Consider the following 21,693-nt stretch of genomic DNA (forward strand, 5'->3'; position numbering starts at 1 on the left):
AGGACAGGAACTTCGCGTTGAAACATCCTTATTCACAGAACACCGATTCTTAGCGTAAACCGTCCAGGTTTCAAGCCTGTTGATCAGTTAACTTGCATGGTAAAGGCTGCAATTCGAGCCTCAACACCCCTGCATTGACCAGCGACAATAAACGCCAGAAAGCAAAAAGCGCCTGTCGGCGCTTTTCGTGGATCTCGTTGTAGGAAGCGCTTACTGCGCCTCCATCGCCTCGCAGGCTTCAAGCGTGTTCTGCAGCAAGCAGGCGATGGTCATGGGGCCGACGCCGCCCGGAACCGGTGTGATCGCCGACACCTTCTCATAGGCAGAATCGAAATCCACGTCGCCAACCAGCTTGCCGGTTTCGAGACGGTTGATACCCACATCGATCACAACGGCGCCCTTCTTGAGCCATTCACCCTTGATGAACTTGGGAATACCGACCGCCGCGATAACGATATCGGCCTGGGCCAGTTCACCCGGCAGATCCTGGGTCTTGGAGTGGCACACAGTAACGGTTGCGCGCTCCATCAGCAGTTCAAGCGCGACAGGACGACCGACGATGTTGGAAGCCCCGACCACCACGGCCTTTTTACCCATGGGATCGACGCCGTAGGCCTTCAGCAGGCGCATGCAGCCGTAAGGAGTGCAGGGACGCAGAGTGGGTGCTTTACCAGCCAGACGACCCAGGTTGTAGGGGTGGAAACCGTCTACATCCTTCTTCGGGTCGATACGTTCGATGACGGACTGAACGGTGATCTGTTTGGGCAGCGGCAGCTGTACCAGGATACCGTGGATCTCCGGATCGGCATTGAGCTCGTCGATCAGCGCAAGCAGCTCGCCCTCCTCGGTCTCCACGCTCAAACGGTAGCTTCGGGACAGGAAACCCACCTCTTCACAGGCGCGCACCTTGCTGCCCACGTAAACCTGGGAAGCCGGGTCTTCTCCGACCAGCACAACAGCCAGTCCCGGAGCCACCAGGCCTTTTTCACGACGAGCTTTCACCTTACCAGCGATCTCTTGACGCAGCTCGGCTGCTACCGCCTTGCCATCGATACGTTTATCCACAGTCGTCTGTGCTTCGCTCACACCTCTCTCCTCGGGGTTAAGGTTCCCCGCGCCTCAAGTAACTACCCGCCAGAAACGGGACAATGATGGCGCGCAATTCTACAGGGTCCGGCGCCGAGTCGCACCTTTGTTTACAGAGTCAGGGTTTGCAGAGTCAGGAATCCGCCCGGCACTCTGTTGCCGGGCGCTGAACCATTTTGAACATCAGCGGCAATGCAAAACACATCACCAACACCCGCACCAGCTGGTGAGTCGCCACGAATACCGGGTCCACATCGGTGCTGAAGGCGATCGCCACCATCACCTCGATGCCACCCGGCATATAGGCGAGCAGCGCCTGCAACAGCGGGATATCGAAACCGAAATGCAGCACCAGCGCGAAACAGCCGCAGGTCACCAGCGCCAGCGACAGACCACCGAGCGCGCCCTTCAGCGTTGCCCGCAGCAGCGGTAGATCCAGCCCCGCCATGCGCACGGCGACCGCCGTCCCGAGAACCGCCAGCACGCCGTTGAACCAATGTTGGGGAATATGCAGCTCAAGCCCGAGCAGAAACTTCAGCGCCAGGGTGGTGAACAGTGCGCCGGTCAGCATACCGGCGGGAATGCGAAGACGCCGCGCGCACCAGCCACCGGCAGTGGCACAGCCGAACACCAGCAACAGCAGCAGGTAATCGGGCTGCGCCTGCGAGAGCGCCTCATCGGCCGGCTGGGTGATGGGGAAAGCCAGGGGCAAGGCGGTTACCAGGAAGAACAGCCGCACACTGTGCACCAGCGCTATGCGCCTGATGCTGAGACCCGCCTGGGCCGCGAACAGCATCACCACCGCCAGATTTCCCGGCACAGAGCTTAACAGCGCATCACTGCTGCTCCAGCGGCATCGGTAGCGGTAAAAGCTGAACAGCATCAGGACCAGCATCCCGAGCATGGCGATCATCAGTATCAGCGTGGCGGACCAGTCCCGCAGGTGATCCACAATACCAGCATCGATGCCGCTGGCGATGGATACCCCCAGAAACAGCGAGATAAGCGTGGTGGACGCGTCAGGCATCTGCACCCTGACGCCTGCGGCAATCGCCAGCAGTACCGCCAGCATCGCCCCGAGCAACCAGGGTGATGGCAGATGTAACAGCGTGGCCAGCCAGCCGCCCGCCAGGCCCACAGCCAGGGTCTTGAGAATTATCAGCATGAGTGATCTTTGTATGAGAGACAGGTACCGGACGTTGCGACACCTTTGAATACACCCGGAATATACCTGCAGGAATAACTGAACAGATAAACTGCGGGAGAGATGAGATTGTATCTCATTGGCCCAGGCAAGTATTCACGCCCTACCCAGTGCAGTAGCGAATACAGGCTTAGCGCAGCTGCGCGGGCGTATCGATATCGGCAATAACACCGGCATCATCGAGATCCAGCTGCCGCAACGCGGCGCGGTTCGCAGCGATAACCGCCCGTGCGCCCTCGTCCCCTTGCAGGTTGCACAGGCCACTCCAGAAATCACGCCCAAACAGCACCGGATGTCCGGGCTGCTGCCGGTATCGCGGCCGAACAATCCGGTCCCGGCCACTGGCACTGACCAGTGCACGGATCGTATCGGGCTTAAGCCCGGGCATATCGCCCAGCATGATCGCCAGGCTGTCGAACCCGTTAAGGACAGGATCGGCAGACACCGCCCTGGCCGCATCGGCAATGCTGGCCCCCAGCCCTGCCCCGGCGTTGGGTGCACGCAACAGATCGAGCTGCTCGGAGATACCCAGGCAGGCGGGATCATCATCGGGACGGATCACCACGGCAAGACGCCCCCCCGAACCTGGGGCTGAAAACTCTGCCTGGAGTTGCGCAAGGGTCGCGCCAAGCAGTGTGGAGCCGTCAGCAAGTTTTGCCAGACGCTTGTCGGCACTGCCGAAGCGCCGGGAAAACCCCGCTGCCATCACCAGCCCGAGAACCCGTTGCTGCGCCTCAGAGCTCATCGCGCTTGATGCCGCGTTGCACGCGCAGCACATCGGCCATCACCGCCAGTGCGATCTCCGCCGGGGTTTTACTGCCCAGTGCCAGGCCGATCGGCATGTTGATCCGCGCCAGCTGATCCGGATTCAGACCTCCGGTGGTCATCAGCCGCGCCGCCCGCTTGTCGGAGGTCAGACGCGAGCCCATCACGCCGATATAGAAGGCGTCGGTATACACCGCCTCGATCATCGCCAGATCATCGATACGCGGGTCATGGGTCATCGCCACCACGGCGGTCTGCTGATGGCAGTTACCGGGCCTGGCAATAAACATCGACGGCAGTATTTTTTCGAGGCGCACGTTCTCCAGATCCTTGTTCATATGAAAGTCACGATACTCCTCTTCACGCGGCTCGCAGACGATCACCTCGTAACCGAGACTGACCGCGAACTCTGCACAGGCCCTGGCTACGCTGGAAAGGCCGGCGATGATCAGCCGCAGCGACGGTCCCATGCGGACACTGACGCTATCGACCGCGACCTCCACTCGGGCACCGCCGGCACTGTCCACCGGCGTCAATGAACAGGAACCATCGACCAGCGATACCCAGCGCCACTTCTGCTCCCGACCACGCATCACCGCCAGCAGCTCGGCCAGATGACAGCGGTTGCTCTCATCCGGCTCGAGTCGCTCGATCAGTACATCGAGGATGCCGCCGCAGGGCAGTTGAATCTGCGGTCGGTTATCCTCGCGACGCTGACCATACCTCTCGGTACACACCCGCTGGCTGAACTCGCCCGCCTGCAGCCGCTCAAGGAAGTCCTCCTCGACACAGCCGCCGGAGAGCGATCCCAGATGCCGGCCATCGGCCCTGGCGACCATGATCGAGCCCGGCTCGCGGGGTGATGAACCAAAGGTGGAGAGCACAGTACAAAACCAGACGGTCTCACCGGCGTTAAGCCAGTCCTGCGCCTGTTCCACCACCTGTAGATCAAGATGCTGCATTAAATGCTTCGATTAACCTCTCTTTTTAGCTGGTTAGCTTTTCAGCTGATCTGCAACCGGCAGGCTGCGGATACGCTTGCCGGATGCCGCAAAGATAGCGTTACACAGTGCCGGCGCCACCGGTGGCAGACCAGGCTCACCGACACCGCCCATCGGCAGATCCATGCTGTTATTCACCGCATGGGTGTGGATCTCCCTCGGTATCTGGTTGATGCGCGGCACGTGGTAGGTATCGAAGTTATTCTGCTGGATGACGCCATCCTGCGCGGTAATCTGCGACATCATCGCGATACCGGTACCCATGACACAGGCCCCCTCTAGCTGGGCGGCCACACGGTCCGGGTTGACCTGCGGGCCGCAGTCGAAGGCGATATCGGCACGGTGAATAATCACCTCACCGGCGTCGGTCACCTCGACATCCATCACCACGGCGCAGTAGGAGACGAAGCTCTGATGAACCGCCAGGCCAAGTCCGCGGTTAGCGGGCATCTCTTTGCCCCAGCCGGCCTCTTGGGTGGCCCGCTCGATCACCGCGCGGTAACGGGCCGTGTTGATCGGGTACTTGTCCGGATCTTCACCGTAGTTGAACACATCATCCTGGCTGCGCGGATCGATCTTGCGATCAGGGCCGAGCAGCTCCAGCAGGAACTCCTTGTGATCGCGGCCCGCCTGATGCGCCAGCTCAGCCACAAAGCTCTGGATCGCAAAGGCGTGCGGGATGTTGTACACGGCGCGGAACCAGCCGATACGGATATGCCCCTCCGCCTCACCGTTCTCCTGCTGGATCGCCGGGATATCGAACGGCATGTTGCGAATCCCCATCCCCAGTTCGAAGTCGGACTTGTGCTCCGCGCCCGGAGCAAACAGCGAACTGATACTCGGCGACAGGGAGCGGTGCAGCCAACCACTGACCTTACCCTGATCGTCGAAGTAGGCCTCCAGATGTTCCAGTGCAACGGTATGGAAGAAGCCGTTGTGCAGATCATCCTCGCGGGTCCATTGCACCCGCACCGGTCGACCGCCCATCGCCTTGGACAGGTCCGCCGCTTCAAACACATAATCCGGCTTGGCCTTACGGCCAAAGCCGCCGCCCATCAGGCCGCACTGCACGGTGACATTTTCCGGCGCCAGCCCCAGACGCTTGGCAACACCGTCACGGGCCGCCTGCGGGTTCTGTACCGAGGTCCAGACGTCGGCGCTGTCAGCGTTGATCCGGACGATGGCCGCCATCGGTTCCATCGGTGCCTGGGCCATATGCGGCGCATAGTAGTTAACGCTCAGGGCATCGGCCGCCCCCGCTTTGGCCGCGGCGATATCCCCGCTGGAGCGGGCCACTTTGCCCGGTTCCTGGGAGCGCTTCTCGAGCAGTTCGCGGAACGCCTTGGAATCGTAACTGGCGTTGGCGCCGGCAGGTTCGTTATCCCACTCGATGCTCAGCGCCCGGCGGCCCTTGATCGCCGCCCAGGTGTTCTCCGCCAGCACGGCAACACCGCCCATCGGCTCGAAACCGGAAGGCTGGGTCGCAGTCGGCATCTCCACCACCTTGACCACGCCCGGGACTTCCAGCGCTGCGCTGGCGTCATAGGACTTCACGGCAGAGCCGTAAGATGGCGGCCGTGCAATCACGGCGTAGAGCATGTTGTCCCAGCTCACATCAGCGGCGTACTGTGCCCGACCGGTAAGAATATCCATGCCATCCGCGGCCAGCGGCTGCTTGTTCTCGCCCTGAGGGAACGCCTGCGGCGTGCGCATGATGTAGCGCCATTCTTCGGGGGATTTCAGCGTCAGGCTGTCACGGTCCGGCACTGGCAGGTCGGCTGCGGCGGTTGCCAGCTCACCGAAGGTCAGTGAGCGCTGGGTCGGTGTATGCATCACCAGATGCACGCCGGCCTTACACTCGCTGACCGGCACACCCCACTGATTGGCGGCTGCCTGTTCCAGCATGGTGCGCGCGGCGGCACCGGCACGACGCAGCGAGTCGAACCACTGGCGCATGGAACGCGAGCCGTCCGTATTCTGGTTGCCATACTTCTCTTCGTTGGCGATCGCCTGGGTAACCACCACCTGGTCCCAGTCGGCACCCAGCTCGTCGGCCATCACCATGGCGACACTGGTGCGGATCCCCTGGCCCATTTCGCCACGATGGTTGATCAGCGTAACGGTGCCATCGGGCTCAATGCTGATAAAGACATCGGGATTATCAACGGTGCCGTGGGGCATGGCATCCCCACCGTATTTTTTCTCCTCTTCGGCAAATGCCGGAGTCCAGCGAGCTGCTAACACCAGGGCGCCGGCTGCGGTCAGCCCCTTGAGGAAACCACGGCGGCTGACGTTGGCCAGCTGCACATCGTCGCTTGCAGCCTGGTCAAATTTGCGCAGGAAAAAGGAAGTGCTCATGCCTTCACCTCCGTAAACAGGGACTCGTCGATGGCGGCGGTGCTATTTGCAGATGCGCGCTTGATCGCTTTGCGGATACGAGGATAGGTACCGCAGCGGCAGATATTGCCACTCATCTGGCTGTCGATCTCTGCATCGGTGGGGTTCGGATGGTTTTTCAGCAGCGAGACAGCACTCATCACCTGGCCGCTCTGGCAATAACCGCATTGGGCAACCGCTTCATCCATCCAGGCTTGCTGAACCGCCTGGCCAACAGGGTCATTTTCCATCGCTTCGATGGTGGTGATTTCTTTACCTTCCGCCATGGAAATAGGAGTCAGGCAGGCGCGAGTGGGACTGCCATCCAGGTGCACAGTGCAGGCGCCGCACAGTGCCATGCCGCAACCAAAACGGGTACCGGTGAGTTTCAACGTATCGCGCAGAACCCATAGGATCGGTGTGTCCGCTGGAACATCCAGCGACCGGGGTTCGCCATTGACTGTAACTTCTATCATCGGTTCTTTCCTCCGCTTCCCATTCCCTTTAGCAGGGGCTGGCTGACAGGCTGTTGGGTAAGTTCTTATAGGTCCAAACGGCTAGTGAGCCGACATCCAGGCGGCCCGACCATCTTGACCAGTTTAGTAGGGAAAACCGGGGGCAGATCTTCTGCCTCCGCTGAAAGATAGATCTCCGCTACATAAATTTAGGCTGATAACAAAATAGAACAGGGCCGGCCCAGATTAAACGCCGATTCCTCGCTGATTCTTGCCTATTTGTCCGGGGCGGCGTCTGACAGACGTTGCTTGGCCCACTCCCTGAACCTCTGTATCAGTACAAAGAGCGGCGGAATAAAGAAGATCCCCAGCGCCGTTGCCAGCAGCATTCCACCGAGCACGACAACACCGATCGAGACACGGCTGGCCGCCCCGGCGCCGGTAGCCATCACCAGCGGCAGGAGGCCCATGATCATCGACACCGCTGTCATCAGTACCGCGCGAAAACGCAGATTCGCCGCTTCTGAAGCCGCCTCGAGAATCTCTTTTCCCTCCTCGCGCAACGTCTTGGCGAACTCGACAATGAGAATGGCGGACTTGCTGGCCAGACCGATCAGCATCACCATGCCGATCTGGGCATAAAGGTTGTTATCCAGCCCGGGAATCAGCCAAAGCGGCAGCAGAGCGCCAAGCAGCGCAACGATTACCGACAGCATCACTGCCACCGGAATCGTCCAGCTTTCGTATTGCGCTACCAGAAACAGATAGGCAAAGAGCACGGCAAGCAGGATTATCAAAATCACATACTGGCCCGACTCCATCTCCTGTTCGGTGTTGCCGGTCCACTGTATCGAATAGCCTTCCGGCAGGGTTTCATCGGCGACCTGCTGCACCAGTTGAATACCGGTCCCGGTCGCCACCGCGGCATCAAGCGATATGGTCAGAGCAGCCGCCCGATATTGGTTATAACGGTTCAACACTTGAGGCCCGAGCACGGGCTGAACATCGACAATGGCGCTGATCGGTACCAGATCCCCCGACGCGCTTTTCACATCCAGCCGGCGCAGATCCTCCACGTTGTCGCGAAACTCCGTATCCGCCTGCAGCATGACGCGGTAGTTACGCCCGTACAGCGTAAAGTCATTGACGTACTGGGAACCTAGCTGGGTCTGCAGGGTGCTGAACAGATCACTGATGGCGACACCCAGCGCCATCGCCTTGTCGCGATCGACGATCAGCTGATACTGCGGAATGTTGGCGGAATAAGTGGAGTAGGCATCACTGATCTCCGATCGCTGGTTAAGCGCGTAGAGAAACCCGTTGGTGACCTCTGCCAGCTCCTGGGGGGAGCCGCTGCTGAGATCCAGCAGGTTGGCTTCAAGCCCTGCAGCCACCCCGACACCCGGCAGCGGCGGAGTTGGAAAGGCAAAGATATTTGCCCCCGGTATCGCGGCCAGCTTGGCGTTCACCTGCGCCAGTATGCGATACCAGGCGAGAGAACTGTCAGTACGCTCATCCCAGTGCGTCAGCACCGGTATCACCAGACCGCCGCTGGGTGCAGCGCCGCCAAGAATACTGAACCCCATGATCGAGATGCGGTGCTCTATGCCGGGCTGGCTGTCGAGGATAGCGTCAATCTGCTCCATGACCTCCTCGGTACGGTTTAGCGAGGCGCCATCTGGCAGCTGTACGTTAATGAAAAACGCGCCGTTATCCTCGTAGGGTAAAAAGCCGGTGGGCGTGGCCGAAAACAGGTAAATCACGCCACCTCCCATGGCCGCCAGCAACCCCATACTCAACAGCAGGCGCCGGGTAAGCACACGGACCTGCCTCAGATAGCCCCGCCTCCCCCACTGAATCAGGCGATCAAACTGACGAAACAGAGCCGCCGACTGCTCGCCCGGTTTCAATAACAGGGCACAGAGTGCCGGCGACAGCGTCAGCGCGTTCAGCGAAGAAATACACACCGCCACCGCGATGGTGACGGCAAACTCGGTATACAGGCGCCCGGTAATACCCGGCATGAATGCAACCGGCACAAACACCGCCAGCAGAACCAGGGTAGTGGCGACTACCGGCCCCGTCACTTCTCGCATGGACTGCGCCGTCGCCTCACGGGGCGCCAGCCCCTCCTGGATATGACGCCTGACGTTTTCAACCACCACGATTGCATCGTCAACGACGATACCGATCGCCAGGATCAGCGCGAACAGGGAGATGGTGTTGATCGTAAAACCAAGCGCATAGAGCGCGGCAAAGGTGCCGATCAGCGAAATCGGTATCGCCGCTGCAGGAATCAACGTCGAGCGCCAGTCAGACAGGAACAGGTAGGTGACAAGCACCACCAGGGTGAAGGTGATAAACAGGGTCTGCACCACCTCCTGCAGCGAGACCTTCACCGCCGTGGTGGTATCGTACAGAATCGCGTATTCCACATCGTCCGGGAACTGCGCACTCAACCGGTCCAGCTCAGCATAAACCCGGTCAGCCACTGCCAGCGCGTTGGCACCGGGGCTTGGATAGATGGCGATAGTGGCCGCCGGCAGGCCATCCACTGTGGCTCTGCCGCTGTAACTCTGGGACCCCAGCTCCACCCTGGCCACATCGCGCAGGCGGATAGCGGCGCCATCGTCGCCGGTTCTGAGGATAATATTTTCAAACTCCTGCACCGATTCCAGACGCCCCTTGGCGGTCAGGGTGTACTGGAACTGCTGGTTTTCGGTAATCGGCGGCTGGCCGATTATCCCCACGGCCGCCTGCAGGTTCTGCTGCTGGATCGCGCTGCTGATCTCGGCCGGCGCCAGATCCAGCTCTTTCATGCGATCCGGATCCAGCCAGATCCGCATTCCGTACTCCATCGGCCCCATCTGCGAGGCGGAGCCGACGCCATCGATACGCGCCAGGCTGTCCTCGAGATACAGCGTGGAGTAATTGCTCAGGAACAGGTCATCATAGGTTCCCCCGGGCGACAGCAGGTTCACCATCATCAGGATATTGGTTGCCCGCTTCTGGCTGACCACCCCCTGACGCACCACCTCCTGAGGCAGCGATGGCTCGGCCAGTGCCACCCGGTTCTGCACGTTAACTGCAGCCTGATCCGCATCCGTGCCCACGGCAAAGGTAACCGTTAACGAGTAGCTGCCGTTATTACTGGAGCTGGACGACATGGAGGTCATATTGTCCACGCCGTTCACCTGCGCCTCGATCGGCGTGGCCACCGCCTGCTCCACAATCTCGGCACTGGCACCGGGATAGGTGGCACTCACCTGGATTTTGGGCGGCACGATATCGGGGAACTGAGCCACGGGCAGGTTGAGTGCGGCGATAGCACCGGCAATCATCAGCAGCAACGCGATGACCATCGCGAACTTGGGACGGCCGATAAAGAAGATAGAAAACATGCTCTACTCCTCTATCGCATCGACAGGCATACCCGGTCTGACTTTCTGCAACCCCTGGGTGATGATGGTGTCGCCCGGCGAGAGTCCGGCAAGCACCTGCCAGCTGCCCTGAAGCTGGCGGCCAAGCTCAACGCGAGTCATCTCGACGATGTTGTTGTCGGCAACCCGGAGGACGAAATAGCCTCCGCTGTCACGCTGCACGGCGGACTGAGGAATCAGGATACCGCTCTCTGCAGTCTTGCTGCGCACCTCTACATTGACAAATTCGCCGGCCAGCAGCAGCCCGTCCGGGTTGGGGAACACCGCTCGCAACGAGAGGGTATCAGTGCGGGTATCCACTTCCGGCGCAATGTAGTCGAAGCGGCCCTCATAGGGATAGGCACTGCCATCGGAAAGAATAAGCGAAGGGGCTGACGGCGGGTTATCCAGATCGATCCCCTGCTTGCGGGCATCAAGCATCAGCTTCACGCTGACCGCCATGCTGACATAGACCTCGTCCAGCTTGACCAGGGTCGCCAGCGGCCCCGACTCCGGTCCGATCAGATCACCCACGGAGAAGTTGGACTTGCCGATACGCCCGGTAAAGGGTGCCTTGACCTCGGTGTACTCCAGGTTCAGCTGCGCCCGCGCCAGCCCCGCCTCAGCACTTAACAGCGCCGCCCGGGCCTGATCACTCTCCGAGCGCGCCTGATCCAGCTGCGATTCCGAAGCAACCTTACGCTCACTCAGCGTCTGTATGCGACTCAGGTTACTCCGTGCGTTCTGCAACACCGCCTGGGCAGATAGCAGGTTCGCCTGCGCCTCTTTAAGGCTGATCTCGTAACTGTTTTTTTCAATGCGAAACAGCACCTGGCCCTGCTCGACACTGCGACCTTCAGTGAAGGCGCGCTCCTCGAGAAAGCCGGAGACCCGCGCCAGCAGATCAACACTCTCGCGGGCTTCCACCCGCCCGGTCAGCTTAAAGCCCGGCGTGAGATCGCTCGCCTCAACCTGGTGCACTATTACGCTGGGCAGAGGCGCATCCTCAGCGAATGATGGCGGGACATAGATAAATAACAGTGCAAAAGCAGCCAGTAAGGGTCTCACAACATGCTCCTTGTTCTGCACCGGTTCGGTATCGACCGGTGGATCGACCTTGCGTCGCGTAATACTCGGTATAAATGATGCGACTCAGGCCGTCCAATTTAGCGGCCTTCAATGCCAGATATATTTCCGCCGGCCGATTCGCCCGAAGGGGAACAGGGAAAAACATCAAAAAGGCCCGCTCCAGCGGTGCTGGGCGGGCCTGTTGGGCATAAACCGTTAAGTTTATTTGAAGCGGACTACCAGCTCATGCAGTTCGTGGGCGATGTTACCCATGCGCTGGGCACTGGCGCTGGACTCTTCGCCTTCCTGCAGGTTGAAGGCAGCCAGACTGGAGATCTGGGAAACCTGTCCGTTAATCTCATCGGACACCTGTGACTGCTCCTCCACCGCTGCAGCCATCTGCATCGCCATCTGCGCGATATGCGACACGGACTCCTCGATATCATAGAGCGTCTGTTCCGCCTCCAGCACACGCTGCAAACCGCTTTCGGCCACTTCGTTGCCCTGGGTGGCGGCCTGCACGGACTGCTCGGAGCGCTGGGTCAAAGACTCGATGATGCCATGGATCTCGCGGGTGGAGTTCTGGGTGCGTTGCGCCAGGTTCCTCACCTCTTCGGCAACCACGGCGAAACCGCGGCCATGCTCCCCTGCCCGTGCAGCCTCGATCGCAGCGTTAAGAGCCAGCAGATTGGTTTGCTCGGCGATAACCTCGATGATTTTGGTGGCCTCGGCAATCACCTGAGTCTCACGCGCCAGCTCATCCACCGAGTCACTGATATTGTGAACCGTCGATTTGAGGTTCTCGATCGCTGCCCGGGTGCCCTCGATCACGGCAGAGCCGTTGCTGGCCACCGACCGCGCGGTTGATGATTTATCCGCCGTATCCTGCACATTCGAGGAGACTTCTGCGATCGCACGGGACATCTCGTCCATCGCCCCGGCCACCTTCTCGGTCTCGACCTGCTGCTCGCGCAGGGTTCCCTGAGCCTGGTTGGCGATATTCAGCCCCTGAACCGATTCATCTCTCACCCGGTCGGCGCACTCTTCCAGACGCGTCAGCACCGCATTCAGGTGCGCCTGCTGCGCCAGCACCGCGACTTTCAACCTGCCCAGCTCCAGATCATCATCGGTATAACTGAGCGCGGCCAGATCATCTGAAAAGGTCTTGCCCATCAGCGTCATGACCGATTCCCGCATACGTGTTCTGGATACCCGGTTCCAGGCCAGATAAGCGACAAAGCCTGCCGCCAGAACCGTTTCAGACCAGATAACCTCCCCTGCGTAAAACAGGAACGCGGCCAGCGCAAACAGCAGCGTGAGCAAACAGGCGCTCGGCGAAAACCTGCTCCAGATCGGTACAGCTGTCTTGCCATTACGGACCCTGGCGTAAAGCTTTTCCGCACGCGCCACATCCTCCCGCGAAGGGCAGGAACGTACCGATTCATAACCCACGATTTCGCCGTTATCGGTCACCGGAGTGATATAGGCGTTGACCCAGTAATAATCACCGCTTTTGCAGCGGTTCTTCACCAGCCCCATCCAGGGTTTACCCGCTTTAAGGTATCCCCACACGGTCGCGAATGCCTCTGGCGGCATATCCGGATGACGCACGATATTGTGCGAACTGCCGATCAGCTCCTCTTTGCTGAAGCCGCTGATATCGATAAACGCCTGGTTACAGTGAGTAATAACACCCTTGACATCGGTTGCCGAAACCAGCTTTTTCCCTTGCGGAAACTGCACCTCATTCTCTGTAACTGGCAAATTCTTTTTCATACCGACATCTCAAGGAGTTTATATAACCGGCCAAAACATAAAGTAAATGTCTTTATAAATAGCCGACAAATCATCTATGTCAAACAAGCACTATATTTTAAAAGCAACATCTTTAATAAAACGCTCACGCCCTTCGCATGACAGTATTATTAAATATATCTAAAAATATAAAACATTTAGTAACGCGCAATTATATATATAGTGTATGTGAAATACTACGTTTTAAAACAGGCTGCCGACGTTATGAACCCTGGTTTGACGTGGATCATTAACTGCACTGTCCGGCCCCTAACCTATGAACAAAAATACATAGGTAGCGACCTACCGGCTCAGCTGCAGGGCAGGAGAATCACCTGAGGATCAGAGAGCGCGGCGAGGCGCAAACCTGAAACAGAGATATCCCATGCTGAGGTCTTTGCAAAAAAGCCGGCGGTCAGGCGCCCAGGGATGTCAGTTGACATCCTGCCTCTTGCTGCTGATTTCAGCCCGCATAGATCGTCAGGTACTTAGTTGCATATTGCCTTATTAAATCCGCATTACTCTTCAGCAAAGCGTTTAATCTGCTTTTAAAATCAGCGAATCTTTTTTTTAACCGATACAGCACAAAACAATACTCGTTATAAATAATCCCTGTGCTCAAATAGCTACTGCTCAGCGTATACCCCAGCCCTGCACCTTCTAATTCCGCCTCTATATAACCAGGACCAGCTCTGAGGAGCTGAATCCCGGACAGGACTGGAATCGGTGGGTCAACGCCATCCCCCATGGCACTTCGCTTCCGCGCGGCCGGCGGTTGATCTATGAAAGCCGCGAACAGCCACAGGATGTCGCTCAGAACCCATAAAAGGACGCTGTAGCCGAAACCGCGTTGGTACGCATGACTAAAATGCCCCATTGATCACAAATCAACCAGAGGACTAAGTCATGAAAAATAACCGCCAGAACTGCCAGGTTACCGGGCCCACCAGCCCCCTGTTCCGCGATTTCCACCAGTTTCTTCAGGTCTGCATTGAAGACCTGGACCAACTATGCCAGCAGGATGAGCCCGCTTCTGCCAGTCATCCGGTGATGGAGTCAGGCACGGGCTCCGAGCATGAGAGTTGAAACGACCGCCACATCCTTCCCCCTTTAGGGGCGCCGCCCTACGCCCCTTCTTCACCTTTCCTGCAGCTGTTTGAATCCCTGATGTCCCCCTTCCCCTGCTGCACCCGCTCCTTCGAGTTCGCCTCTCTACTGCTATAGTTAGTCGTACCAATCCACTGACGTTGTTGGGGGAGATACCGATGACTGGTACAGCGAACAACCCATATCTGCTGCTGGTAGGACGCATCCTGCTGGTACTTATCTATTTCATGGGCGGCTTTGCCCTGCTTACCGGCGATGTGCCGACCGGGTATGCCGCGAGCCAGGGAGTTCCCGCCTTCGCTGTCTGGATAGGGTTTGCGATTAAGCTCTTCGGCGGTTTCGCCGTTATCATCGGCTTCCTGACACGGATAGCCGCACTGTTGTTGATACTGTTCACTCTGGGTACCGCTTTCATTTTCCACCCCTTCTGGGTCGAGGGTGAATGGAACACCTTCTGGAAAGAGATTTCGATGATCGGCGGCCTGCTGGTACTGGTAGCGGTCGGTCCCGGTGCGCTTAGCGTTGATGAGCGCAACAAATAACCTGGAGCCCTAAGATCCTGACAGCGGCAATGGATCCTGCACCGGTTATCCTGCTACCGGTGCTGTTCCCCCCTTAATCCTGGCGGTCACTGGTGGCACCCGGGCACTGTCCCTCTTACACATTCCCCTGAGCCAGGGTTTGGCGGCCAACAGGCGGCTGCATAATTCACAACGACGAGCCGGCTGTCCGAACATTCGTAACAGCCGGCGTCTACACTGGATGAACAATCGTAGAAGCAATCACCTGGCCGGAAGTATGGATACTCTTACCAACCAGCAGTCCCTCCCGGAGCCCGAGCAACTCTTGCGGCAGCAATACTACCGTGACCGGCTACCGGAGATGCGTCTGCTGGAAAAGCTGCTGCATAAGGGAGGTGACAGACTCAGAGTCCAGGTTCTGACCGAGGTGTTCGATGGCGAGCTGGCCCTGCCGGTCTATGCGCTGGAGCTTGGCAGCACGGCCAAAGAGGCGCCGGTACTGATCCTCTGTGGTGGCGTGCACGGTATTGAACGGATCGGTACCCAGCTACTGCTGGCCCAGCTGGCCACCCTGGTCAGCCGCCTGCACTGGGATGAGGGGCTGACCCACGCGCTGACGCAAATGCGGCTGGTGATGCTGCCACTGGTCAACCCGGTGGGGATGGCCCGGGGCCTGCGCAGTAATGGCCGCGGCGTGGACCTGATGCGCAACGCGCCGATCGATGCTATAGCCCCCCGCCCCTGGCTCGTCGCGGGGCACCGGCTCGGGCGCTGGCTGCCCTGGTACCGCGGCCGCAAGGGTGATCCGATGGAGGCGGAAGCTGCTGCACTCTGCGCGTTGGTCAGACAACATACCTTGCACTCCCCCTTTACCCTGGCGCTGGACTGCCATTCCGGGTTCGGCATGCGTGACCGGGTCTGGTTTCCCTATGCCAGCGGCAGCGGAATGATGGAGCACACCCCCGAGCTGCACGCCATGCTCAGGCTGTTCGAGAAAGCCCACCCGCACCACACTTACCTGTTCGAGCCCCAGTTCCATCACTACAGCACCCATGGCGACCTCTGGGATTACCTCTATAGCGAGCACCTGGGCCGTTCCGAACACGCCTTTTTGCCCCTGACGCTGGAGATGGGCTCCTGGCTCTGGGTGAAAAAGAACCTCAGACAGCTCACCAGCTATACCGGGCTATTCAACCCCATGGTGCCCCATCGCCAGCGACGAACCCTGAGACGTCACTACCTGCTGCTCGAATTCATGATCAACGCGGTCCGCTCCTGGCAGAACTGGCTGCCGGACGAGCAGGCACGGGAACGCCATCAGCGTCACGCCGAGCGACGCTGGCTGAAGGGAGAGCCGCAGGAATGACCACGGAACTCAGCCAGCGCGGCGCCACTGACGTCAGGCAGAGCGCCCCTGCCTGGGTGTTGCTGCGCGGACTGGCGCGAGAAAAACGCCACTGGGGCGATTTCTCCTCGCGCCTGGGTGAGACCCTGGGCGTCGAGGTGCTCTGCCCCGATACGCCCGGCAACGGTCAGCTCAATAGCGAAGCCAGCCCACTGCTGATCAACAGCGCCATGGAGGAGGTCCGTTCAGGCATAGGTCATCGCGGGCCGATCAATCTGTTTGGCCTGTCCATGGGCGGCATGATCGCCACCGAGTGGGCGCGCTGCTATCCGCAGGAGGTTAACGCTCTGGTGCTCGTCAACTCGAGCTTTGGCAACTTCAGTTCACCCTGGAACCGGCTCTGGCCGGCTGCGTTTTTTACCCTGATGCGATCGCTGACACAGCCGACCGAGCAGCGTGAAGCCCAGGTTTTCGAGCTCACCTGCCAATACAAGGCAGACCGCGAGACACGTATCGCGGAGTGGTCCCGCTATGCCAGCGAACGACCGCTATCCCGCGCCAACTTCATCCGTCAGCTCAGCGCTGCGGCCCGCTTCCGGGCCCCCTCGACCCCACCCGTCGCCAGGACCCTGATCCTCAATGCGCTGGGCGATCAACTGGTGAACCCCGGCTGCAGTCAGGCGATAGCGGAGCGCTGGGGCGTGGAGCTCAGATCCCACCCCTGGGCGGGACATGATCTGCCCCACGACGCCCCGGACTGGGTTGTGCAGCAGCTCCAGATGCTGCAGCCGCAGGCCGATTAACGCGACCACAATCCACCGCAGTCCAACCCTTTCTTAAGGCTTGCTCGCTCGATTTTGCTGCAGGTGCGTTAGCCTAATGCTCAATTGTGCCGGCCTATCCCCCTACCTAGAATCCTGCGTTCGCACCAAGTCGACCCAACCAGGATAAGAGCCGACATGAGCAATGACACTAGCTACCAATCCCAACACAAACCCCGTTCCGCGTTTTCCAGCCGTACCGAATACCTCGAACATGAACTGCAGGTGATGGCGCCGCGACGCTGGCGCCCTAACCTGCCGTTTCGCGATTACCGCTTCGAACTGGAGGACTGGGTTCCCGCCATGGCCGCGACGATCGGGAAGATCGTCATGGTGGCCGCAGTGGTCGGCGCCTTTGCCGCGCCCCTCGGCCTGTCGCCGGAGTTCGTGGTGGAGAACTCCCGCTTTGAGCTGCTGATCGCTGCACTGCTGTTCGTCGTGCTGGTATCGGGCTTTATGAACCCGACCGCCAACCTGGCCGGCACCCACGGCCCGTTGATTCCGCTGATTCCACTGATCGTTGCATCCGGTGGCCACCCCATGGCGCTGGGTATTCTGATCGGTGTATTCGGCTTCATTCTGGGGATCACCAAGGGCGGCAGCCTGCTGGCCCGGCTCACCAGTAACGGTGTCTGTGGCGGGCTGCTGCTCTACCTAGGCTTCATCGGCATTACCGGCCAGATCAGCAAGCTGTTCGCCTGGGCGGAGGGCTTCGATATGGCCTATATCGCCTTTGTGATCATCATCAGCACCATCGTCATGTATGCCTGGCTGGAGCATCTGCAGCTGCGCTGGCTGGCGATTCCGCTTGGTTCCGTGCTGGCAGGCGTAATCGCCTTTGCGCTTGGCGCGCCGTTCGAATTCAGCACCGAGCCCGGCATCCCCAACCTTAACCCGGCCTACTGGTGGGGCGAGAACAGCGGCTGGCAGCTCGGCCTGCCGACTCTTGAGAACTTCATCGCCGTGGCGCCGTTCGCGGTACTGGCTGTAGCCATGTGGTCGCCGGACTTCCTCGGCCACCGGGTATTTCAGGAGATCAGCTACCCGCCCAAGACCGAGCGGGTACTGATGAACATCGACGACACCATGGTCTCCGCGGCGACCCGGCAGGCGGTGGGCAGTTTGCTCGGTGGCGGTAACCTGGCCTCCTCCTGGGGCACCTATATCGTCCCCGCTGCTATCGCGCGCCGCCCTATCGCTGCCGGCGCGGTACTCACCGGCCTGTTGTGCGTAATCGCAGCACTCTGGGGCTATCCGATGGACCTGGCGATCTGGCAGCCGGTGCTGAGTGTGGCGCTGATTGTCGGCGTGTTCCTGCCGCTGCTGGAAGCGGGCATGCAGATGACCCGCGAGGGGAAAACCACCCAGTCTGCCGCCGTGGTGATCTTCTCATCAGCACTGGTCAACCCTGTGTTCGGCTGGTCACTGACGGTACTGCTGGACAACCTCGGCCTGATCGGCTGCAAGGAGCGCGGCAAGAGCCTCGGCCATACCGGCCGCTGGATCATTCCCGGCCTCACCTTCGGCATCCTCTGCCTGGTGATGGCAGGCATCGGCATGTTCCCCGGTCTGCCGCCGCTGCTGAGCGCGTTCCAGCACTAATCCGCTCCATGATAAAACGGCCGGCCCCACTCGGGGACCGGCCGTTCGTCACGTCAACCGCCAGAACTCGAGCTACTGGGAAAGATAACTGCGCAGGATCTTTTGCGTCTCTTCGGAGCCGAGTCTTTCCATGAACAGAGCCACTTCCGCCGGCAGAACCTCATCAAGCGGCTTCCCTGTATTCGCCTTCAACATCTGCTTGGCCTGCTGCAGCGCCACGGCAGGCTTAGCAGCCAGCTTGAGTGCCATCTCACGACTTTTCGACAGCAACTGTTCAGCAGGATAACTGTGGTTGATGATGCCGTAGCGTTCGGCCTCGCCGGCATCAAAGGGCTCACAGGCCAGCAGCAGCTCTGCGGCTTTCCGGTGTCCCAGCATCTGCGGCAGGATCTGGCTGCTTCCGCCTTCAGGCACGACACCGAGATCGACAAAGGGCAGCCGGAACCTGGCGCTCTCCACCGCATAGGCGATATCGCAGTGCAGCAACAGGGTCACACCGATACCCACCGCGATACCATTTACCGCCACCACCACCGGCTTACGCTGGCGATGTAACTGCTGCAGAAAATGCAGCCCCGGCAGATCACGGTAGTCCGACTGGCCGGCCGCGATAAAATCGGCGATGTCATTACCGGCGCAGAAGCTGTCACCGCTGCCGGTCAGGTGGATAACACGTACCTCGGGGTCTTCGTCCGCCGCAGCCAGTGTCTGTGTCAGCGTCTGGTACATCGACTGGGTGAGCGCATTTTTCTTTTCCGGGCGCTCCAGCGTCAGATAAAGCACGCCGTCCGCGAGTTCTTTGCCGATGTTCTGATTCATGTTCCAAACCCCTTTCCAGGCTCTGTTTTTGACGGGTCACCCCCTGCAGACTGCGGCAGCACGCGCTGCATCACCTCGCCATCACGCGCCAGCGTATGACAGGTATCGACGATGGCGTTAATGACCCCGGGATCATCACCGCTGTATCCATTTTCGGACTGCCACAGCGTCTGGAATGCCGTTGTCGCGATCGGCCCGAGCAGCTCCAGCAGATGGGTACAGCCATTCACGCCGCCGAGTTTATCGCGGGCCTCGCGGGTAAAACCGGATTTCAGCCGCATCCCCTCCAGCACCTTGAATGCGCCGGTAATGCGCGGGCACTGGCGGAAGGGTGAGGCATCGATTGTCGCTTCGACCCTGTGGATCAGCAGCGTACGATCCAGCGTCAGTGTCAGCGCTATATCATGCAGGGGTTCTCCCACTGCTATGCCGCCGCGATCCTCGTTTTCCATGGGGAAACTTTTCAGATCCCGCATTCTTCCCTCTATTTCCCACAAACCGCCATCAAGCTGGTAGCCCCTGCACTCCACGCTGCGCGTATGCAGAAGTTTGCGTTGCGCCTGTTCCGACATCGCTATCCCCTGGATATAAGAGTTCTCAGTTAACCGTTTTCAATCACTGCGCAGGGATCACATGTTGGGGTAGTTGGGCCCGCCCATACCTTCAGGTGTAACCCAGGTGATGTTTTGTGCCGGGTCTTTGATATCGCAGGTTTTGCAGTGCAAACAGTTCTGCGCGTTGATCTGGAAGCGTGGACCGGCACTCTCGTCGATCACCTCGTAGACGCCGGCAGGACAGTAGCGCTGCGCCGGTTCGGCGAACCTGGTCAGGTTTTGCTGCAGCGGAATCTGCGCGTTGCTCAGCTTCAGGTGACAGGGCTGATCCTCTTCATGGTTGGTGTTTGACAGAAACACCGAGGACAGCTTGTCGAAGCTGAGTTTGCCATCCGGTTTGGGGTACTCGATCGGCTGGCATTCGCTGGCCGGTTTCATGCGCCCATGATCGGGATGATTATCATGCAGCGTCAGCGGGATACGACCAGCAAACCAGTTCTGGTCGATATAGTTGAAGGCACCGCCGAGCATCTGACCAAACCTGTGCATCGCGGGGCCGAAATTGCGCGAGCGGTACAGCTCGTCATACAGCCAGGACTGCTTGAACAGCTCGCTGTAGCGGTGCAGTTCGCTGCCTCCCTGATCGCCGCTTTGCAGCGCTTCGAACACCGCCTCTGCCGCCAGCATGCCGGACTTCATCGCGGTGTGGCTTCCCTTGATCTTGCTGAAGTTCAGGGTACCGGCATCACAGCCCACCAGCAGGCCGCCGGGGAAGGTCATTTTCGGCAGCGAGTTATAGCCACCCTTGGTGATGGCACGGGCGCCGTAGGAGACGCGCTTGCCGCCCTCCAGGTGACGCTTGAGGACCGGGTGGTGCTTGAGGCGTTGAAACTCGTCATAGGGACTCAGGTAAGGGTTGGTATAGTTCAGATCAACGATCAATCCGACCACCACCTGGGTGTTGTCGGTGTGGTAGAGGAAAAAGCCGCCACTGGTGTCGGCCTCCAGCGGCCAGCCGGAACCGTGAACCACCAGACCCGGCTGATGCTGCTCCGCGGGGATATCCCACAACTCCTTGATACCCAAGCCGTAATGCTGACTGTCGGCCTCGGCCTGCAGGTTATAACGCTGGCTCAGTTCCTTACCGAGATGACCGCGGCAGCCTTCGGAAAAGATCGTGTATTTTGCGTGCAGCTCCATACCGGGGGTGTAGTTGGGCCCCTGCTCACCGTCCGCTGTGACACCCATGTCGCCGGTGGCGATCCCCTTGACCCGGCCCTGGTCATCATAGAGCAGCTCCGCGGCGGCAAAGCCCGGAAAGATATCGACGCCCAGCGCTTCCGCCTGCTCCGCCAGCCAGCGGCACAGATTACCCAGGCTGACGATATAGTTACCCTGGTTGTGCATGGTCCTGGGTACCAGCGCATTGGGAATACGGCTGCCCTTCTCTGCATTCTTGAGCAGATACACCTGGTCTTCGGTGACCGGGGTGTTCAGCGGTGCGCCCTGTTCTTTCCAATCGGGGAACAGCTCATCCAGGGCGCGGGTTTCCAGCACCGCGCCGGAGAGGATATGAGCACCAACCTCGGAACCCTTCTCCACCACACACACCGTCAGTTCCTGCTCATGTGTCTGCGCCTGCTGCATCAGACGACAGGCGGTGGAAAGACCCGCAGGCCCGGCACCGACAATGACGACATCAAACTCCATCGATTCACGCATATAAACCTCTCTTAGCCTTAACCCGGCGCCCTGA

The 21,693-nt window shown here is 59.6% G+C and carries 18 protein-coding genes; 5 read left to right on the forward strand and 13 right to left on the reverse strand.

Annotation, left to right across the window (positions count from 1 at the left end; genetic code table 11):
• Nucleotides 1-210: 210 nt before the first annotated feature.
• From folD to ACQUQP_RS16165, 10 genes are all read right to left on the reverse strand, one after another.
• Complete coding sequence (gene folD, locus ACQUQP_RS16120) at nucleotides 211-1,086, reverse strand: bifunctional methylenetetrahydrofolate dehydrogenase/methenyltetrahydrofolate cyclohydrolase FolD (RefSeq protein ID WP_432696053.1); 876 nt, start codon at nucleotides 1,084-1,086, stop codon at nucleotides 211-213.
• Nucleotides 1,087-1,219: 133 nt separating this feature from the next.
• Nucleotides 1,220-2,251, reverse strand: a complete 1,032-nt coding sequence (locus ACQUQP_RS16125; RefSeq protein WP_432696054.1) for an AbrB family transcriptional regulator — start codon at nucleotides 2,249-2,251, stop codon at nucleotides 1,220-1,222.
• A gap of 169 nt (nucleotides 2,252-2,420) precedes the next feature.
• Complete coding sequence (locus ACQUQP_RS16130; RefSeq protein ID WP_432696055.1) at nucleotides 2,421-3,035, reverse strand: nucleotidyltransferase family protein; 615 nt, start codon at nucleotides 3,033-3,035, stop codon at nucleotides 2,421-2,423.
• Nucleotides 3,025-4,017 carry an XdhC family protein gene (locus ACQUQP_RS16135; protein ID WP_432696056.1) on the reverse strand — a complete coding sequence of 331 codons (993 nt, stop codon included), beginning with the start codon at nucleotides 4,015-4,017 and terminating at the stop codon, nucleotides 3,025-3,027. The genes ACQUQP_RS16130 and ACQUQP_RS16135 overlap by 11 nt, the downstream gene beginning before the upstream one ends.
• Nucleotides 4,018-4,050: 33 nt before the next feature.
• Nucleotides 4,051-6,414 carry a molybdopterin cofactor-binding domain-containing protein gene (locus tag ACQUQP_RS16140; protein ID WP_432696057.1) on the reverse strand — a complete coding sequence of 788 codons (2,364 nt, stop codon included), beginning with the start codon at nucleotides 6,412-6,414 and terminating at the stop codon, nucleotides 4,051-4,053.
• On the reverse strand, nucleotides 6,411-6,908 hold the full coding sequence (locus ACQUQP_RS16145) for a (2Fe-2S)-binding protein (RefSeq protein WP_432696058.1): 498 nt from the start codon (nucleotides 6,906-6,908) through the stop codon (nucleotides 6,411-6,413). Before ACQUQP_RS16145 ends, ACQUQP_RS16140 begins: the two co-directional genes overlap by 4 nt.
• Nucleotides 6,909-7,162: 254 nt before the next feature.
• Nucleotides 7,163-10,288 carry an efflux RND transporter permease subunit gene (locus tag ACQUQP_RS16150; RefSeq protein WP_432696059.1) on the reverse strand — a complete coding sequence of 1,042 codons (3,126 nt, stop codon included), beginning with the start codon at nucleotides 10,286-10,288 and terminating at the stop codon, nucleotides 7,163-7,165.
• Between the two features lie 3 nt (nucleotides 10,289-10,291).
• Complete coding sequence (locus tag ACQUQP_RS16155) at nucleotides 10,292-11,374, reverse strand: efflux RND transporter periplasmic adaptor subunit (protein ID WP_432696060.1); 1,083 nt, start codon at nucleotides 11,372-11,374, stop codon at nucleotides 10,292-10,294.
• Nucleotides 11,375-11,596: 222 nt separating this feature from the next.
• Entirely contained in the window at nucleotides 11,597-13,117 is a 1,521-nt protein-coding gene (locus ACQUQP_RS16160; RefSeq protein WP_432696061.1) for a methyl-accepting chemotaxis protein, read from the reverse strand.
• A 514-nt stretch (nucleotides 13,118-13,631) separates the two neighbouring features.
• Nucleotides 13,632-13,916, reverse strand: a complete 285-nt coding sequence (locus ACQUQP_RS16165; protein WP_432696062.1) for a hypothetical protein — start codon at nucleotides 13,914-13,916, stop codon at nucleotides 13,632-13,634.
• 158 nt (nucleotides 13,917-14,074) lie between these two features.
• Here ACQUQP_RS16165 and ACQUQP_RS16170 point away from each other — a divergent pair, with 158 nt between their 5' ends.
• The 5 genes from ACQUQP_RS16170 (at nucleotide 14,075) to ACQUQP_RS16190 (ending at nucleotide 18,564) form a co-directional block, all read left to right on the forward strand.
• The gene (locus tag ACQUQP_RS16170) at nucleotides 14,075-14,254 is read left to right on the forward strand and encodes a hypothetical protein (RefSeq protein ID WP_432696063.1); all 180 of its coding nucleotides are present in this window, start codon (nucleotides 14,075-14,077) and stop codon (nucleotides 14,252-14,254) included.
• A 179-nt stretch (nucleotides 14,255-14,433) separates the two neighbouring features.
• Entirely contained in the window at nucleotides 14,434-14,817 is a 384-nt protein-coding gene (locus ACQUQP_RS16175; RefSeq protein WP_432696064.1) for a DoxX family protein, read from the forward strand.
• Nucleotides 14,818-15,073: 256 nt separating this feature from the next.
• A complete protein-coding gene (locus ACQUQP_RS16180) occupies nucleotides 15,074-16,162 on the forward strand; it encodes a M14 family zinc carboxypeptidase (RefSeq protein ID WP_432696065.1) in 1,089 nt (362 codons plus the stop codon).
• Complete coding sequence (locus ACQUQP_RS16185; RefSeq protein WP_432696066.1) at nucleotides 16,159-16,944, forward strand: alpha/beta fold hydrolase; 786 nt, start codon at nucleotides 16,159-16,161, stop codon at nucleotides 16,942-16,944. The genes ACQUQP_RS16180 and ACQUQP_RS16185 overlap by 4 nt, the downstream gene beginning before the upstream one ends.
• A gap of 156 nt (nucleotides 16,945-17,100) precedes the next feature.
• Nucleotides 17,101-18,564 (forward strand): DUF3360 family protein, encoded by a 1,464-nt coding sequence (locus ACQUQP_RS16190; protein ID WP_432696067.1) that lies wholly within the window; start codon nucleotides 17,101-17,103, stop codon nucleotides 18,562-18,564.
• A gap of 72 nt (nucleotides 18,565-18,636) precedes the next feature.
• On the opposite strand, the gene ACQUQP_RS16195 is transcribed toward ACQUQP_RS16190, so the two are convergent.
• The 3 genes from ACQUQP_RS16195 to ACQUQP_RS16205 are packed head-to-tail and all read right to left on the reverse strand — an operon-like array spanning nucleotide 18,637 to nucleotide 21,659.
• Nucleotides 18,637-19,383, reverse strand: coding sequence for an enoyl-CoA hydratase (locus ACQUQP_RS16195; protein ID WP_432696068.1), 747 nt, complete (start codon nucleotides 19,381-19,383; stop codon nucleotides 18,637-18,639).
• A complete protein-coding gene (locus ACQUQP_RS16200) occupies nucleotides 19,380-19,955 on the reverse strand; it encodes a DUF2889 domain-containing protein (RefSeq protein WP_432696069.1) in 576 nt (191 codons plus the stop codon). Before ACQUQP_RS16200 ends, ACQUQP_RS16195 begins: the two co-directional genes overlap by 4 nt.
• A gap of 57 nt (nucleotides 19,956-20,012) precedes the next feature.
• Complete coding sequence (locus ACQUQP_RS16205; RefSeq protein ID WP_432696070.1) at nucleotides 20,013-21,659, reverse strand: electron transfer flavoprotein-ubiquinone oxidoreductase; 1,647 nt, start codon at nucleotides 21,657-21,659, stop codon at nucleotides 20,013-20,015.
• Nucleotides 21,660-21,693: the final 34 nt, after the last annotated feature.

It is taken from the genome of Marinobacterium sp. YM272, assembly GCF_050908845.1.
Taxonomy (GTDB): Bacteria; Pseudomonadota; Gammaproteobacteria; order Pseudomonadales; family Balneatricaceae; genus Marinobacterium_D.